Source organism: Pelosinus fermentans DSM 17108 (assembly GCF_000271485.2).
In the GTDB taxonomy this organism is placed as follows: Bacteria; Bacillota; Negativicutes; order DSM-13327; family DSM-13327; genus Pelosinus; species Pelosinus fermentans.
In genome coordinates this window covers 4,900,327-4,917,440 of the sequence record NZ_AKVN02000001.1, presented here as the reverse complement: position 1 = coordinate 4,917,440, position 17,114 = coordinate 4,900,327, and the positions used below count along the sequence as shown (strand labels likewise).

Here is a 17,114-nt window from a genome sequence, read left to right as displayed (position 1 = left end):
CCCTCTCCAATAAAGGTCAGTCGTACAAGCAATGAACAGGTAAATTAAACCTAAGGAGAGATTGTAAATGAAAAAAAAGTTAGTCGCTTCCCTGGCAGCTGCAATGATACTTGGTGTAGCAGGTACGTCCTTCGCAGCGGTAGTAAATCCTTTCTCTGATGTACCTGCAAAACACTGGTCTTATGACGCTGTTACAAAGTTGGCTCATGATGGTATTTTAGACGGGTATGGTGATGGAACGTTTCGCGGTGATAAAACCATCAGCCGTTATGAAATGGCGATTATCGTAGCAAAGGCAATGTCGAAAGTTGATCAAGCTGATGCAGGCAACAAAGCTCTTATTGAAAGATTATCCAATGAATATGCCAGCGAGCTTGATAAATTGGGTGCTCGTATGACGACTGTGGAAAATAAAGTTGATAATGTAAAATGGAGCGGCTTTGTCCGCGGGAAATATGACAGCGATACCAGTGATGGTCATAATATTAGCGGCGGTAACAAGCATTATTTCTTGGCATTGGAAGGAACTGCTAAAATCAATGATCGATGGGAAGGACATTTCGCAAGTGAAACAAGACATGACTACACGACTAGCGGCTGGGGCGGCGTAAACCCTCCTGATACCAATGAGGGGGATGGTACCTGGTTTAGAATCTGGGCCTCTGGTTCTGTTGGTGAAGTAGGTGTTGCAGCTGGTCGAAAATGGTTCGGGTATGGGGATAATATGGTGTGGGGTCATGAAGCAACCGGGATTTGGCTGGATGTTCCTACAGGGAAGTTTAAAACGAGTGTATTTGCTGCCAAGCCTACCCAAGGAAATGGTGCAGTAAGTCTTAAGGATGCTTATGATACCAATATTTACGGCGCAAACTTTAACGGAGACATAGCGAAAAATGTAAATATGAACTTACTCTTGGGTGGCAATAAAGATGATGGTGAACAGCAAATGAGTCGCTGGGGCGGCCTGACAGTTGCTGCAAAGATAGCCCAAGATCTGAAATTGACAGGGACGTATGCGAAAACCAACGCTGATGATTTCAACAAAACTCATCACATCAGACTGGATTACAAGGGAACAGATTTGAATAAAACAGGATCTTATGGAGTGTATGCCAGATTCTTCAAATTTGGTGCCAATGGCGATCCATCCCATGATGATGAGTGGGATTCATTGAAAAGTGATTCCAGGGGCTGGATGGTAGGTGTGGATTATGTGGTTGGGAAAAATATTCAATGGACCAATATTTACTCTGATCAAAAAGTAAATATTTCTAATTCCGCTGCAGAATACAATAGAAAACTGTTCCGGACCCAGTTTGACCTTCACTTCTAATTCACATATGCAAAAGACCGCTAACAAGTTGTTAACGGTCTTTTCAAACTTAAAAAGTACAAGGAGGTAAAGATATGATTCATAAAACAATCGCAGATTTTCCGAAAGAGTTTCTGTGGGGAGCAGCTTCTGCGGCATATCAGGTAGAGGGCGCTTGGAATGAAGACGGTAAGGGACCATCTAATTGGGATGTGTATGTAAGATTTCCTGGAACAACTTTTAAAGGAACCAATGGGGATGTGGCGGTGGACCACTATCACCGCTATAAAGAAGATGTTGCGTTAATGGCCCAAATGGGGCTGAAAGCCTATCGATTTTCCATTGCCTGGACTCGTATTTTCCCCAAAGGGCGAGGCGAGATTAATGAGGCTGGTTTACGATTTTACGATGATCTAATTAATGAACTGCTTAAGAACCAGATAGAACCGATTATTACCTTATATCACTGGGATTTGCCTCAGGAGCTGCAGGATGCCTATGGCGGGTGGGAATCACGGGAAATTATTGAAGACTTTCATAACTACTCCGTGGCCCTCTTTAAAAGGTATGGTGATCGAGTTAAATATTGGATAACACTAAATGAGCAAAATGTTTTTATTATGCATGGATATTTAAATGCCATTCATCCGCCTAAAGTTGCCGATCTTAAGAGAATGTATCAGGCAAACCATATCGCCAGCTTAGCAAATGCAAAAGTCATTGCGTCCTTTAGAAACGATGTTCCTGAAGGAAAAATCGGTCCGAGCTTTGCCTATGGTCCTGCCTATGCCCATACGGATAAGCCAGAGGACGTACTGGCCAGTGAGAATGCAGAAGAGTTCAACAATCATTGGTGGATGGATGTATATGCCTGGGGTGAGTATCCAAAGGTAATTTGGAATTATCTTACCAGAGAGGGGCTTGCCCCTAGCCTGGAAGAGGGTGATTTGGAAGTATTAAAAAAGGGTAAGCCGGACTTTATGGGAGTCAATTACTATCGGACGACTACTTATGAGAGGAATCTACTTGATGGTGTTAGTTTCGGTAAGATGAATACGACGGGCAAAAAAGGAACCACACCGGATACAGGTGTGCCAGGCTTATTTAAAACTATTAAGAATTCCAATCTGGAGGCAACAGACTGGGATTGGGAAATTGATCCTATGGGTTTACGAATTGCCTTGCGCAGAATTACCAGCCGGTACAGACTGCCAATTCTTATTTCAGAAAACGGCTTAGGGGCTTTTGATGTTCTAGAAGAAAATGATGTAGTAAATGATGAATATCGAATTGCTTTTATTCGCAGACATCTTGAAGAATGCCAGCAGGCAATTACTGACGGAGTAGATTTATTAGGCTATTGCGTTTGGTCTTATACAGATCTATTGAGCTGGCTAAATGGTTATCAAAAACGCTATGGTTTTGTATATATAAACCGGGATGAAGATAGTGAGAAAGATATGAGGCGAATTAAGAAGAACAGCTATTTCTGGTATAAAAAAGTGATTGAAACCAATGGGAAGCAATTATAAGAAATTCCGGATGTTTATGAAAGCCGAGAGAACTTGCCAAATGATCGTTTATGGCAAGCCATCTTGGCTTTATATTAAGTAGACAAAGTATAAGTTTTATAGGTGGAAAAGATGAAATTTTGAACCACAAAGGCACAATGCCGCTGATGCGGCACACAAAGGAGTCCACAAAAAGATATAAATAAAACCCTTTGTGTCCTTCGCGTCTTTGTGGTTCGATTCGTTTTATATATTTTAAAGAACGCGTCAGAAATTTTCTTTAGGCAGTTACAGACTTCATCAATGAAAAATAATACACGTTACTTGAGAAATAACCCAACATCTGTAAATGCAATACAGATGATCCCAGACATAAATACACATCGTAAGTAAGGTGAGAGGATTGCATCATGACGCCAAGTAAAATAAGGGATGGATAAGCCATAAAGGCTTTACTTCCTTTATATTAGAATCGTGCAATGACCTCTTTTTATAGACTTACTGCGTATTGGCATGTATCTTGCAAAACATAATACCGAGTAAGATAAAAAAAGGAGTGTTGCTTTATGGAGAAATTTATCAAATGGCTTGAAGAGTACTATGCACCTGTTGCAACTCGCATTGGTGAGCAACGACACTTAAAGGCAATCAGAGACGGTATCGTATCCTTAATACCATTGCTCTTAATGGGGTCGTTGTTTCTAATTATCGCCTTTCCTCCCATTCCTGCATTGGCAAAAATGGTGGAACCTTACGTAGCAAGTTTATGTTCGGTTAATAATGCCACAATGGGACTTATGGGATTAATGGCATCATTTTCTATCGCCTATTCATTGGCTAACTCGTATAAAATGGATCCATTAGGAAATGGGTTAATCAGTGTTGCTACCTTTATGCTGGCTACTCCATTTACCAAAGATGGCAATATCACTGCAGGATGGATGGGAAGCAAGGGTTTGTTCGTAGCCATGATCATCGCTATTTTTGCAGTTGAAGTTCAACGGTTTATGATTCGAAAAAATTTAGTTATCAGAATGCCGGAGGGCGTGCCTCCAGCGGTTGCTCGTTCCTTTATGTCACTGATTCCCGGTTTTATTACGGTCACTGTTGTTTGGTTTATTAACAGTGTATTATCTCTTAGTGCAACCAATGTACAGGATATCATTTATAAAATACTGGCAGCACCTCTTTTAAGTCTCGGCGGCAGTTTGCCGGCCTTCTTACTTGCCATATTTTTTGCTCAATTATTGTGGTGTATCGGTATTCATGGAGCTGCTTTAGTAGGTGGCGTAATGAGTCCAGTCTATTTAACACTTGCTCAGCAAAATGCTGCAGCGAAAGCTGCAGGACTGCCTATTCCTAACATTGTTTGTCAGCAATTATGGGATGTATATGGAAATATTGGCGGTTCAGGTGCCACCTTTGCCTTGGTACTCATGTTAATCTTTGCAGCAAGATCTACACAATTAAGAGCTCTTGGTAAATCTGGGATAGGACCAGCGTTCTTTGCAATTAATGAACCCATTCTTTTTGGTATGCCGATTGTCATGAACCCTGTATTAATGATTCCCTTTATCTTTGCCCCTCTTGTTTCGATAACTATTGCTTATTTTGCAATGGATGCTGGTCTGGTAGATAAATTATTTGCAATGGCACCATGGACGACACCTCCGATCATTAATGCTTTTTTAGATTCAGGTGATATGAGATCAGCAATATTACAATTATTCTGCTTTGGGGTTACCGGTGTTATTTATTATCCATTCTTTAAGATGTGGGATGATGCCAAGCTCAAAGAAGAAACGGGTGCGAAACAAAACAAAAAAGGTGACCCTAATATCATTATCGGAGCCTAGATAAAGTGTCGCGATGCTATGTTCGGGAATGTTTTATGTAGTAGAACGCTCATAGCATCGTGATAAACTATTTAATCGCAGCTTTATAGTAAGAGAAAGAGGTGTATATTTATGAAAATATTATTAGTGTGTGCATCAGGAATGTCTACTAGTTTATTGGTAACTAAAATGCAAAAGGCAAGTAACGATAGCGGCAGTCATGATGAAATTTTTGCTTGTTCTGTAGATCAGCTGGAAGAATTCATTGATACTTGTGAAGTGGTTTTAATCGGTCCTCAAATCAGATATAAGGCAAAGTCTATCGGCGAAATTGCTGCTGGGAAAAATAAAGGCTTTGCGATCATTGATTCTGTGAGTTATGGAATGGTAGATGGCAAAAAAGTTCTTGAACAAGCATATGAATTAAAACAATCGTAATTTTTACTAAAGGAGATAAACATGGAGAAGGAACAAGTCGCTTTTACAATTATATTGCATGCGGGCGATGCCCGCAGTCATGCCTTGGAAGCATTGAAATACGCACGGGAAAAGAATTTTATTGCAGCAGAGGAGAGTATTGCCCAGGCAAAGAAACAATTAATAGCAGCTCATCAGATTCAGACGGAGTTATTGCAGTCTGAAGCCCGGGGCGAAAAACAAGAAATAAACCTCTTGTTAATTCACGCTCAGGATCATTTAATGACGGCTATTTTGGCAAAAGATTTAATTGAAGAAATGATCTTAATGTTTAAAGAGTAGCATATAATGAGGAATTTTTCATCTAAGCAGCTCTTTGTAGATACTGCTGAGCAGCAGCTGGATTATGAAATTAAAATTATACACTCGATGTATGATCTTCCATATAAAATAACGTCAGATCCATGGAGAGATCTGACGTTATTTTATATGAGTGATTCACTTATCCTTTCGAGACAAAATACGATGAGAATTGGGGCAAATCCTTTTGATGGGCTTCCAGCATCTCATCTAATAAAACTTTTGCCATTGTGTCAGAAGAGACAAGAGGATTGATTGTCATTGCCAGCAGGGCTTTATTGTAGTCACCGGTAACGGCAGCATCAATTACGACTCTTTCAAAAGATTTAATTTGCTGTACCAGTCCGTTTATTTCAATAGGGAGTTCACCCATAGTAAGCGGGCGGGGACCATTCTTGGTAATCACACAGCTTACTTCGACAACAGAGTCGGGAGAAATGCCGGCAAGAGCACCATTGTTCCTTGTATCTACTGGCTGGATATCACCTTTGTCGTTGTAGATTGAGCTGATTAACCGGCAGGCAGCATCGCTGTAATATGCTCCGCCACGTTGTTCTAACTGGGGTGGCTTAGAGTCTAATGCAGGATCTTTGTACAACTGAAAAAGATCATTTTCCAGGTTTTTTACAATTTCGGCTCTCGTCTCCCCTTTCGAAAATTCTTCTAATTCTTTCTCCAGCATTTCTTGCCGCTTGAAATAATATCGATGATAGGGGCAGGGGATTATCGATAAACCAGCTGCAAATTCTGGAACCCAATCAATGTTCATAATGTTTTTTACCGTACTTTCCATTTTGCCGTCAGCAATTTTGTCAATGACAGATTTCGTAATGTCATTGCCATCCAGATAGGCAGACAAACCAAATACCATATGATTCAAACCAGCAAAGTCAATTCGGATTCGATTACTGTCAACATCGAAGAGTTTCGCCACGCCCATTTCCATTCCGATAGGCACATTGCATAAACCAATAATTTTTTTTGTTTTGCCATAGCGAAGTACTGCCTCTGTTACCATTCCGGAAGGATTCGTAAAATTAATGAGCCAGGCATCAGGACACAGTTCTGCCATGTCCTGGTCAATTTCCAGCATGACAGGAATGGTTCGCAGTGCCTTGAACATTCCGCCGGCACCATTGGTTTCCTGCCCGATATAACCATGACGCAACGGAATTCTTTCATCTTTTATTCTGGCGTCTAACGACCCTATTCGGAACTGGGTTGTGACAAAGTCTGCATTCGGCAGCGCTTCTCTTCGGTCCAAAGTTGTGTAGATGGAAATCGGTACTCCGGCTTTCCTGACCATTCTTTTGGCAAGATTACTGATAATTTCTAATTTCTCCTTGCCAGCTTCAATATCCACCAGCCAGAGCTCGCGAACCGGCAATTCCTCATATCGTCTAATAAAGCCTTCAACAATCTCTGGTGTATAACTGGAGCCACCGCCAATAGTCACAATTTTTAATCCGCTCATCAAGATTCCTCCTAACAATTAAATATAGTTCCTATAATTAATCATATCCCCATACTAAAGGTGCTGCAATCAGCATTGGAGGCAACTGTACTAGTACAGTTTGGAGGTTATAATGAAGGATATTTATCAAATTATCACAGAAGATCTGGAAGAAAATATAAGGTTGGGACGTTATAAGGGGAGAGAAAAATTGCCTTCTATTCGGGCTTTATCTCAAACCTATCACTGTAGTCAAAGTACAGTGGTGAAAGCCTATGAGATCGTAAAGAGTAAACATTTGGTTTACTCTGTGCCCCAAAGCGGCTACTATATTGTGGAAAATCTACCCAGAATTGAGAAAATGAACACTTCTGTCATTGATTTTTCAACAGGGAATCCTATTATCGGTGATATGCAGATACCCGACCTTAAGCATTGCCTTGATCGAGCAGTCGATAGCAGCAATCAGTATTCAATTCACCGTCATTTACATGGTACAGATTCTCTTCGCAGTATGATTCCCAAATATCTCACGGATTTTCAAGTCTTTACTAGGGCAAAGAATATCTATATCAACTTAGGAGTTCAGCAAGCATTAAGCATATTGACACAGATTACTTTTCCCAATCAGAAGAATGTGATTTTAATAGAGCAGCCGACCTATGGATTTTGTATTCGATTCTTAGAACATTGGGGAGCTGATGTGAGGGGGATTAGACGATCGAAACAGGGTGTTGATTTAGATGAACTTGAAACTCTTTTTAAGACGGAGAAAATAAAGTTTTTTTATACTGTACCCCGCAATCATAATCCATTAGGAACCGCATACGGTACCAGACAGAGAAAAGCGATTGCAGCCTTGGCTGATAAGTATGATGTGTATATTGTGGAAGATGACTACTGCAGCGATATTTCCTTAGATCATAAATACGATCCAATTTATGCTTACGGAGATCATTTTCACCATATTTATCTCAAAAGTTTTTCTAAGATTATTCCTTGGTTTCGCATTGGGATTGTAGTGCTTCCCACGCATTTAATTCCGATTTTTGAACGGCATGCAATGTATTCCTATTACCATTCGTATTTTTCAGCATCCCTGGTCTCTCAGGCAACGCTGGAAATCTACATACGTAATAAATTATTAGAAAAATATGTGACTGCCATCAAAAAAGAATTAGCACAGCGATTAGAATGTTTAGCAAGTAATCTGAAGAAAATGGAGGAATATGATGTACAATATAGTGGTGGTGAAAGTGGCTTTTATGCTTATCTAAAGTTACCCCATTATATTAACGAAGGGCGTTTTATTGCTGATTTACAGAAACATCATGTTCTTGTAACTCCAGGAAATTTATATTTTTTACAAAACTCTTATGGGGAAAAAGGCGTACGCTTAAGTATTTCCCGCACAAATACTCATGAGATTCAGCATGGTTTTGAGATTATTTATAAAAGGCTTGCACAATATGTAAGATCATAATGTATATTTCAATATGGACAGGATGTCAATACTATTGGGTTGCAGGATTTCTCACAGAAAATCACGAAGTAAAATGGGAATATTTAGATAAATTATAATATCGCCCATATCGTAGCTGCCCTTACTTGCCGAATGTAGCCCTTAGCTAATCATATAAAGATATTCATCATAAAATAAATTTCAATTAGTGAAAGGCTGGAGGTAGGAATGAAACGAATTGAAAGTGTATTGATGGTTGTAAAAACATTATGTGAAGAACAACATCGTATAGATGGAATGGTATCCGGTGTTTCTACTGATCAGGTAGCCATGGAGCTTAGTATTTTAAGACCAAATGCTTCTGGTGACTTGAATGCGTTGGTAAAAGCAGGGAAGTTAGAAAAACTGGAAGGTAAACCAGTGCTATATAAAACTCTGGATAGTGAAGCCAGTGAAGAGGATGCAGCGGAGAAATCGGTATTAGATGCTATTATTGGTGCGGATAAAAGTCTTAAGAATGCGGTTAAGCAAGCAAAAGCGGCAGTGAGATATCCGCCATTAGGGCTGCATACCTTACTATTGGGGGAGACTGGTGTTGGTAAATCCATGTTTGCCGAGACTATTTTTCGTTATGCCCAGGATATAGGACGGTTACAAGACAATGCTCCCTTCGTTGCTTTTAATTGCGCCGATTATGCTCATAATCCCCAATTGTTATTGGCGCAGCTATTCGGCGCAAAGAAGGGAAGCTATACAGGGGCAGAACGGGATCGGGTAGGTTTAGTAGAAAAAGCAAATGGCGGTATTTTATTTTTGGACGAGGTTCATCGATTGTCGCCAGAGGGCCAGGAAATGCTGTTCTATCTGATTGATAAAGGATTATTTCGCAGTATGGGAGAGGTTGAGGAGTATAGAAAGGTAGAAATACTCATTATCTGTGCGACCACAGAGAATGCGGATTCTACTTTGCTAAGGACCTTTACCCGGCGTATTCCCATGATTATTAAACTTCCAGTTATCAGGGAACGAACGATAGGAGAACGGTGGGAATTAATTAAAACCTTTTTTAAACAAGAGGTACAATGCATTCATGTTCCCATTCGGGTATCGCCAAATGCATTAAAAGCCTTTCTGCTATATGATTGCCCCAATAACATCGGACAATTAAAGAGTGATATTAAACTTAGCTGCGCCAGAGCGTTTTTAGATTATGTAGGAAGTAAGGATGAAAATTTGAAAGTCAGCAGTGAGGAACTGCCCGAATATATACTAAAAGGGTTTGTAAAATACAAGGAGCATCGGGATGACCTTGATATTCTTGGTTTAACAGAAGATATTATTTTTCAAGTTACAGATGGAAAGCAAATTAATGTCAAATATAAAGATACCATAAGTATTTATGAGGTGTTAGAGCAAAAAATTCAAAACCTTAGAATGAAAGGAATGAGTGAGAAAAATATCCAGCTGATTATGGGACTGGATATTGATACCTATATTAAGCAATATATGGCCAAATTTCGCAAAGACAATTTGGAAGCGTTATATAAAATTGTTGATAAAAAAGTAGTAGATATAACCCAGAAGTTTCTAAGGTATGCCAGTAATAAAGTCGGCAAAAAATTCAATGATAAAATTTTATTTGGTATGTCGATACATATCTCCAGTACACTGGAAAGAATTCGGGAAGGGAAAGAAATTTCAAATCCTAATCTCGCAGAAATCCAGAAATCCTATAGTAAAGAGTTTGCGGCTGCCATGCATTTTAGTATTTTATTAAAGAACAGCTTTGACATACAAATACCTCTTGACGAAATTGGCTTTATTACCATGTTTATTGTATTAGATGAATATGTGGGCAAAGAATATCCTGGCAGGGTTGGCGTGATTGTCGCCATGCATGGCGTTAGCACCGCTACTTCTATGGTGGAAGTTGCCAATCGGCTATTAGGGGAAAGCCATGCAGTGGGATATGACATGCCCTTAGAGAAAAAGACGGAAACAGCCTTGGCGGAAATTACGCAGCTGGTAGAGGACAACAATGAAGGACAAGGTGTCATCATGCTGGTTGACATGGGATCGTTAGTGATGTTTGGTCATATGATTTATGAAAATACAGCCATTCCCATAAAAACCATAGAGATGGCTAGTACGCCAATGGTGCTGGAAGCAGCACGGAAATCTTTAATGCGAGTTCCTTTAGATGACATCTATTATGCAGTAACCAATCTTAGCCCCTATATTGGGCGTATATACGGCAATACTTCGGATTTTAATAATTATTTTAAAGATAATGTGATTGTTGTAGCCTGTATTACAGGCAAAGGTACTGCTATTAAATTAAAGGAAATTATTGAAGGCTTACTATTGGGAAAAGACAGAAAAATCGATATTATTCCCCTGGAAATTGCCAGTATGAATGATTTCACTGCAAAAATAAAGAAAATAAAAAGAGAGAAAAACTTAATAGCAGTCGTAAGCAGCATTAAACCCCAGGACAGTACAGTGCAGTATCTTTCTCCCAAACAATTACTGGAAGGTAAGCTTGACGTTGTATTAGCAGAGATTTTCCCTAATGTGATACTAGAGGTTCCTTGTGCCAGCTGTTCTGATGAAAGCAAAAGCTGTGATTCTGCTGATTTGGAATCGGAGATGGAGAATGTTTCAAATGGCTTAGCAGCACCTTTTGCATTGGATCGGCTGGCCTTTATGAAAAACGTTATCAATGAACATACCAGCCTTGATGGCGAAGAGTTCATGGAAGTCTTTGCATTGTTTTATTTAGAACTGGCAAAACATAATTTCATCATTAGTGAAGATGCAAGTATTGGTTTGATTTTACATCTTGCCTGCGCAATTGAAAAATTATTGTCAGGGGAAGTGATTGGTTCTTCTAATCGCTGTAAAAGGGCAGATCAGCATAAATATGAGGAGAGCCACGCCATTGTAGAGGCAGCTTTGCGGCCAATTGAAGAACGGCTGCATGTTATATTGCCTGATAATGAATATTACAATATCGTGGATCTCATGCATTATATGTAGGTGCAGTAAAGAATCAGAATGTGTGGCTGTGCGAGAAGGAATAAAAAGGAGTGTTAGTTTGTTGGAAAGAGTCATTCAATTTCTCGAAAGACATCTCCTTCCAGTTGTCGAAGTTATTGCCCAACAGCGGCATTTACAAGCCTTGCGGGATGGAGTTGTCTCCACCGTTCCTCTGTTATTGATAGGATCATTTTTTTTGATTTGCGCATTTCCGCCGATATCTTTCCTTGCCATGCTGGTAGATCCTTATGTTAGTGATTTACTGACAGTTGTGAATGCTACTTTTGGTATTATGGGATTGGTTGCCTCTTTTTCTATTGCTTATGCCTTGGCATCTTCTTATGCCATTGACTCCCTTTCTTCTGGATTACTGAGTGTTTCCGCATTTATTCTTGCTTCGCCTTTCACGAAAGAGGGCCATATCGATTCAGGATTAATGGGAAGCAAGGGATTATTTGTTGCCATGATTATCGGGCTTTTAGTTGTAGAAGTACAGCGTTTCATGATTAAAAAGAATATTATTATTAAAATGCCCGAAGGTGTTCCTCTCTCTGTAGGACGTTCTTTTGCAGTCTTACTGCCTGGCGTTGTGATTTTAGTCAGTATCTTTATCATCAATGTAATGTTAGCAAGAATAGGGGGAGGATCGATTTCGGAAGTGATCAATCGGGCGGTTACAGCCCCCCTCTTGCATCTTGGCGGTACACTGCCAGCTGTATTAATTGCTGTATTTGCCATTCAGCTGCTATGGTTTTTTGGTATTCATGGACAAGCTTTAGTGGGGACAGGGGTTATGGCTCCGATCTGGTTAGCCTTTACGCAGCAAAACGCGGTGGCAAAAATAGCCGGTGAAGCAGTTCCCAATATTATTTGCCAGCAGTTTATTGATGCTTTTATCTTAATTGGCGGCTCCGGCACAACCCTTGCATTAGCCGTGTTATTGTTTACTACCGTAAAATCCAATCAATTGAAAGCATTGGGCAAAATGTCTATTTTACCAGGCTTTTTCAATATTAATGAACCGATTACTTTTGGTATGCCCATCGTCATGAATCCTATCATGATGATTCCTTTTATTATGGCTCCGCTGCTTTGTGTCATTACAACGTTTGTCTTTATGGCCTCAGGAATTGTTGATAAGCCTTATGTGCTGGCGCCCTGGACGACTCCCGCTTTTGTCAGTGGTTTCTTAGTTACGGGAGACTGGAAAGGAGCTGCACTGCAAGTATTAAATTTTTTCATTGCCGGTATCATTTATTACCCTTTCCTAAAAATATGGGATGAAAATAAGATGAAAGAAGAACAAGAGCAAATGAATGCCTAGCTTTCCCAGGGGAATAAAACCACTTTTTAAGAGGGGTCGCTGCAGATGAAGAAATAGGCACACGTAAAATAAGTGATACAAGGGGGATAAAATGAATATTTTATTAGTATGTGCATCGGGCATGTCTACAGGTCTTTTAGTGAATAAAATGCGTATGGAGGGAGAAAAGCGAAATCTTCTAAACCTAAATATTTTTGCTTGCTCCGTTGATGAAATAGAAAAATATATCAGCCATTACGATGTTGTATTGGTTGCACCCCAAATTCGTTATAAAGAGAAGTATATTTATGCTTTAGCGAGTTCGAAAGATAAAGGGTATGCTTTTATTGACGGGGTACATTATGGTCGTGTGGACGGGAATAAAATTCTGGACCAAGCCTTTAATTTAATGAGGAATTAACAGGATTTTTAAAGAGGTGTAATGTGGACAAAGAGCAATTTGTATTTACGATCATTTTACATGCAGGCAATGCGCGCAGTTATTGCTTTGAGGCTTTAGCGTTAGCTCGAGGGGGAAAACATACAGAGGCATCAGCGCGTCTTGATCAGGCTGCTCAGGAATTAAAAAAAGCACATAGTATGCAATTTGATTTATTGCAAGCCGAGGCAAATGGAGAAAAACAAGAAATGAGCTTATTATTAATTCATGCTCAGGACCATCTGATGAACGCATCCTTAGCAAAAGATTTAATAAAAGAGTTGATGAGTATGATCCATGACAAACAGCTTAGTTCTGCCGGAATGAATATAATAGAGTAGGGACAATAAACAATGACAATTACAGTGATTGAATCTATGAGTGTGATGGATGCACAAATGTAGTCAGTATTATCATGAAAACATCACAATGGTTTTGGGTTGACTGACCTGTAAGAGTCTGTTATTCTAAGAAAAACAATATGATTCCTATAAGGAATTGGTAGTCAATGGAGACTGAGAAATCATGTAGAAGAACGCATGATTTTCAGTCTCTTTTGTACAATCAAAGGATCATGCATCTTGATTGTATTGTATAAAAAACTAGGGTTTCGCCACTTTTACAGCATGGCAAAGTCCAAAATTTCTAATGTGGATAAGGAGGTAGTACTAGTGAAAGAATATGGTTTATTTATTAATGGAGAATGGAAAGTAACAGATGAAAAGATTGGTGTCGTAAGTAAAGCAACAGGCAGTGAGGTTGCCTTGATTTCGGTAGCCGGTGAGGCAGAGGTAAAGGACGCGGTGGATGCTGCTGAAAAGGCATTTAAAACAATACATATAGAGCCATACCGGCGTTATGAAATATTAATGAAAGCTAGCCGGATTCTCATGGAAAAGCAGAAACAAATGGCAGAATTCCTTGTACAAGAAGTGGGAAAACCCATCAAAGAAGCAATGGCTGAAGTGGCGCGGGCAGAACAAACACTGATTCTGTCTGCTGAAGAAGCAAAGCGGATGACCGGTGAAATGGTGCCCTTGGAAGGAGCACCCGGCTGCGACAACCGCTGGGCTTTTACAATGCGGATTCCTGTAGGGGTTGTTTGTGCTATCACACCATTTAATTTTCCTCTTAATTTAGCCTGCCATAAGATCGGTCCCGCTCTCGCCGCTGGAAATGCAGTGGTATACAAACCAGCTACCGTGACTCCTTTATCGGCAGTGCTGTTATGCGAAATTTTTGCAGAAGCAGGGCTGCCTGATGGCTATCTCAATTTACTGACAGGGTCTGGCGCCAAACTCGGCAAACTGTTGACTGAAGAACAGCGAATTGGTTTTTACAGCTTCACCGGCAGCCCTGCTGTGGGGAAGACGTTGTTGCAAAACGCAGGGTTTCGCCGTGTAGCTCTTGAGTTAGGATCAAACTCGGCAAATATTGTCCATCACGATGCGGATATTAAACTGACGGCAGGATTGTGCGTTAAACATGCCTTTGCAAATGCAGGTCAGGTTTGCATATCCTGCCAGAGAGTGTATGTTCATCGCAGTGCCTATAAAGAATTCTGCGATGAGGCAGCAATACACACAGAAAAATTAGTTATGGGCGATCCATTTGATCCTGCTACGGACATTGGCCCCATGATCAGTGAAGCAGAAGCAATCAGAGCAGAAGAATGGGTAAATGAGGCGATCTCTCAAGGAGCCAGAGTACTGGCAGGCGGCAAACGCCGTGGGACTTGGTTTGAACCTACCATTTTAACCGATGTGCAGCATGGTATGAATATTGTCAGTATGGAAGCCTTTGCACCCGTTTTTTCCATTGTGCCTTATGATGAAATTGAGGAAGCCATTGATTTGGTGAATGCTTCTATATATGGACTGCAAGCAGGTGTATTTACCAATTCCTTAGCGATTGCCAGGCTGTGTGCTATGAAAATTGAGACTGGCGGGGTTATTTTCAATGATGGGGCGACCTTCAGGACGGATAACATGCCTTATGGCGGCATTAAGGAAAGCGGTATTGGTCGAGAAGGTCCGCAGTATGCGGTGAAAGAAATGACAGAAGAGAAATTAATCGTTTTTAAATTTTAGTAAGTCTTAACGGTTTTCAAAGTGAATACATCACAAAGAGGCACAAGATATTCTGTGACCTGTTCACATAGACGCAGACTGACATCTGGTGGTAAGATTCATATATAAACCAAATGCGAGTGATGTATTTAGCAATGGCGCTGAATGTATATCTGATGAGATATATTCAGCGCCTTAATTTTTAATGCTAGGGGGCTTTACAATGAGTATTGCAGAAACCAAGACAGAAAAATTGATTCAGAGAAAAAACAATGCAGTTGCGAGGGGAATTGCCAATTCCACAGGTGTTTTTGTAGAGAAAGCCAGCGGAGCGGTGATTACCGATGTAGAAGGTAGAGAATTTCTTGATTTTTATGCAGGTGTAGGGGTTTTAAATGTTGGGCATTGCCCGGAACCTGTGGTGAAGGCCGTACAAAAACAAGCAGAGCAATTACTTCATTCGTTTTTTGCTATCGCTATGTATGAACCCTACGTAGAGTTGGCAGAAAAGATGAATTCCCTGATGCCGGGCGGGTCTTTAAAAAAGACCATGTTTGCCAATAGTGGTGCGGAAGCCGTGGAAAATGCGGTTAAAATTGCTCGCCATGCTACAAAAAGAACAGGGATTATTTCTTTCGAAGGCGCATTTCATGGGCGAACATTTATGACCATGAGTCTTACCAGTAAGGTGAAGCCCTATAAATATGGTTTTGGACCTTTTGCCCCGGAAACTTACAAGGTGCCTTCCGCTTACTGTTATCGCTGTCATTATCGTACCACCCATCCAGGCTGTGGTATGCACTGTCTGGAAAATTTTGAACGGTTTTTTACGGCGGAAATTGATGCGGAGCATATTGCGGCTATGATTATTGAACCGGTGCAGGGCGAAGGTGGTTTTATTGTACCGCCGCCAGAATTTTTGCCAGGTCTTAAGGCGATTTGTGAAAGTAAAGGAATCTTGTTTATTGCTGATGAGGTACAAACAGGGTTTGGCCGTACTGGAAAAATGTTTGCCATTGAAAACTGGGGAGTGGAACCTGACATCATGACTACGGCAAAATCCATTGCTGCCGGTATGCCTCTCAGTGCTGTTACTGGAAAGGCTGAATACATGGATGCACCTGATGCTGGAAATATTGGCGGGACCTATGGCGGGAATCCTTTAGCCTGTGCGGCTGGTTTAGAAACCATAAAGTTTATTGAGGATAACAACCTCTGTAGCCGGGCTGCACAAATCGGCAGCACAGCGATGAAGAGACTGAAAGAATTGCAGGAAAGATGCACTGTTGTTGGTGATGTGAGAGGAATCGGTGCGATGATTGGGATTGAGCTGGTTAAAGATCGGCAAACGAAAGAACCAGCCAAGGAAATTACGAGTAAAGTTGTGAAATATTGCCTGGAGCAAGGGGTAATGTTAATCAGTGCTGGAATTTTTAGTAACGTAATTCGTTTGTTGATCCCTCTAGTGGTCACGGATGAACAGCTGGATCGTGGACTTACTGTTTTAGAGCAAAGTATCTTAAGGGCGGCGAAAGAAGGCTAGTATAACAGCATATTTGCAAGCAAAGGATTGCCGGCAACTAGTAAGGTTGTTGATGAGAAATTGATAAGTTAAGATTACATGCAAGTGCTCATTATAAGCAGCAAAAATCCTGGGAAAATTCTAATGCTGAATTTTCCCAGGATTTATTTATTTCTCCCCGGTTAAAGGTAGAATAGTTGCTTTTTGGCATGGTTACGTTATATTCAGCTATTGTGGTATTCTAGCAAACATATGCACCAATACTCCTAATGTGACTACGCCGATTGCTGCCAATCCGTATAAAAGAACTAACATAGTGTACCTCCTCAAAGCAAGTTGAAACAATACAGTATTCTATGCGGTTACTTGCGAATTGATACATGTACATTCAA

The 17,114-nt window shown here is 40.5% G+C and carries 13 protein-coding genes; 12 read left to right on the top strand and 1 reads right to left on the bottom strand.

Translation table 11 applies throughout. The features are described from left to right. The first annotated feature begins 67 nt into the window (after nt 1–67). From FR7_RS22500 to FR7_RS22480, 5 genes are all read left to right on the top strand, one after another. Nucleotides 68–1,333 (top strand): S-layer homology domain-containing protein, encoded by a 1,266-nt coding sequence (locus FR7_RS22500; RefSeq protein ID WP_007935645.1) that lies wholly within the window; start codon nt 68–70, stop codon nt 1,331–1,333. 74 nt (nt 1,334–1,407) lie between these two features. Then, nucleotides 1,408–2,844, top strand: coding sequence for a glycoside hydrolase family 1 protein (locus FR7_RS22495; RefSeq protein ID WP_007951103.1), 1,437 nt, complete (start codon nt 1,408–1,410; stop codon nt 2,842–2,844). Nucleotides 2,845–3,389: 545 nt separating this feature from the next. Further along, entirely contained in the window at nt 3,390–4,679 is a 1,290-nt protein-coding gene (celB, locus tag FR7_RS22490; RefSeq protein WP_007951102.1) for a PTS cellobiose transporter subunit IIC, read from the top strand. Between the two features lie 111 nt (nt 4,680–4,790). Continuing rightward, nucleotides 4,791–5,096 carry a PTS sugar transporter subunit IIB gene (locus FR7_RS22485; RefSeq protein ID WP_007935640.1) on the top strand — a complete coding sequence of 102 codons (306 nt, stop codon included), beginning with the start codon at nt 4,791–4,793 and terminating at the stop codon, nt 5,094–5,096. A 21-nt stretch (nt 5,097–5,117) separates the two neighbouring features. Beyond that, entirely contained in the window at nt 5,118–5,417 is a 300-nt protein-coding gene (locus FR7_RS22480; protein ID WP_007935638.1) for a PTS lactose/cellobiose transporter subunit IIA, read from the top strand. A gap of 160 nt (nt 5,418–5,577) precedes the next feature. Here the strand turns inward: FR7_RS22480 and FR7_RS22475 are convergent, their stop codons facing one another. After that, nucleotides 5,578–6,909 carry a 6-phospho-beta-glucosidase gene (locus tag FR7_RS22475; RefSeq protein WP_007935634.1) on the bottom strand — a complete coding sequence of 444 codons (1,332 nt, stop codon included), beginning with the start codon at nt 6,907–6,909 and terminating at the stop codon, nt 5,578–5,580. A 112-nt stretch (nt 6,910–7,021) separates the two neighbouring features. On the opposite strand from FR7_RS22475, the gene FR7_RS22470 reads away from it, so the two are divergent. From FR7_RS22470 to gabT, 7 genes are all read left to right on the top strand, one after another. Further along, nucleotides 7,022–8,371: an aminotransferase-like domain-containing protein gene (locus tag FR7_RS22470; RefSeq protein ID WP_007935632.1), complete on the top strand. Its 1,350-nt coding sequence runs from the start codon at nt 7,022–7,024 to the stop codon at nt 8,369–8,371. Between the two features lie 207 nt (nt 8,372–8,578). After that, complete coding sequence (locus tag FR7_RS22465) at nt 8,579–11,389, top strand: sigma-54-dependent transcriptional regulator (RefSeq protein ID WP_007935631.1); 2,811 nt, start codon at nt 8,579–8,581, stop codon at nt 11,387–11,389. A 61-nt stretch (nt 11,390–11,450) separates the two neighbouring features. Then, a complete protein-coding gene (locus FR7_RS22460; RefSeq protein ID WP_007935626.1) occupies nt 11,451–12,713 on the top strand; it encodes a PTS sugar transporter subunit IIC in 1,263 nt (420 codons plus the stop codon). A 91-nt stretch (nt 12,714–12,804) separates the two neighbouring features. Beyond that, nucleotides 12,805–13,113 carry a PTS sugar transporter subunit IIB gene (locus FR7_RS22455; protein WP_007935618.1) on the top strand — a complete coding sequence of 103 codons (309 nt, stop codon included), beginning with the start codon at nt 12,805–12,807 and terminating at the stop codon, nt 13,111–13,113. Between the two features lie 23 nt (nt 13,114–13,136). Next, nucleotides 13,137–13,472, top strand: a complete 336-nt coding sequence (locus tag FR7_RS22450) for a PTS lactose/cellobiose transporter subunit IIA (RefSeq protein WP_007935616.1) — start codon at nt 13,137–13,139, stop codon at nt 13,470–13,472. A 330-nt stretch (nt 13,473–13,802) separates the two neighbouring features. Further along, nucleotides 13,803–15,221, top strand: coding sequence for an aldehyde dehydrogenase family protein (locus tag FR7_RS22445; protein WP_007935614.1), 1,419 nt, complete (start codon nt 13,803–13,805; stop codon nt 15,219–15,221). Nucleotides 15,222–15,423: 202 nt separating this feature from the next. After that, entirely contained in the window at nt 15,424–16,743 is a 1,320-nt protein-coding gene (gabT, locus tag FR7_RS22440; RefSeq protein ID WP_007935612.1) for a 4-aminobutyrate--2-oxoglutarate transaminase, read from the top strand. The last annotated feature ends 371 nt before the right edge of the window (nt 16,744–17,114 follow it).

What these genes read in the sequence shown, in the direction of transcription:
- FR7_RS22500 (WP_007935645.1), top strand. Translation starts at nt 68, where the DNA reads ATGAAAAAAAAGTTAGTCGCTTCCCTGGCAGCTGCAATGATACTTGGT.
- FR7_RS22495 (WP_007951103.1), top strand. Translation starts at nt 1,408, where the DNA reads ATGATTCATAAAACAATCGCAGATTTTCCGAAAGAGTTTCTGTGGGGA.
- celB (WP_007951102.1), top strand. Translation starts at nt 3,390, where the DNA reads ATGGAGAAATTTATCAAATGGCTTGAAGAGTACTATGCACCTGTTGCA.
- FR7_RS22485 (WP_007935640.1), top strand. Translation starts at nt 4,791, where the DNA reads ATGAAAATATTATTAGTGTGTGCATCAGGAATGTCTACTAGTTTATTG.
- FR7_RS22480 (WP_007935638.1), top strand. Translation starts at nt 5,118, where the DNA reads ATGGAGAAGGAACAAGTCGCTTTTACAATTATATTGCATGCGGGCGAT.
- FR7_RS22475 (WP_007935634.1), bottom strand. Translation starts at nt 6,909, where the DNA reads ATGAGCGGATTAAAAATTGTGACTATTGGCGGTGGCTCCAGTTATACA.
- FR7_RS22470 (WP_007935632.1), top strand. Translation starts at nt 7,022, where the DNA reads ATGAAGGATATTTATCAAATTATCACAGAAGATCTGGAAGAAAATATA.
- FR7_RS22465 (WP_007935631.1), top strand. Translation starts at nt 8,579, where the DNA reads ATGAAACGAATTGAAAGTGTATTGATGGTTGTAAAAACATTATGTGAA.
- FR7_RS22455 (WP_007935618.1), top strand. Translation starts at nt 12,805, where the DNA reads ATGAATATTTTATTAGTATGTGCATCGGGCATGTCTACAGGTCTTTTA.
- gabT (WP_007935612.1), top strand. Translation starts at nt 15,424, where the DNA reads ATGAGTATTGCAGAAACCAAGACAGAAAAATTGATTCAGAGAAAAAAC.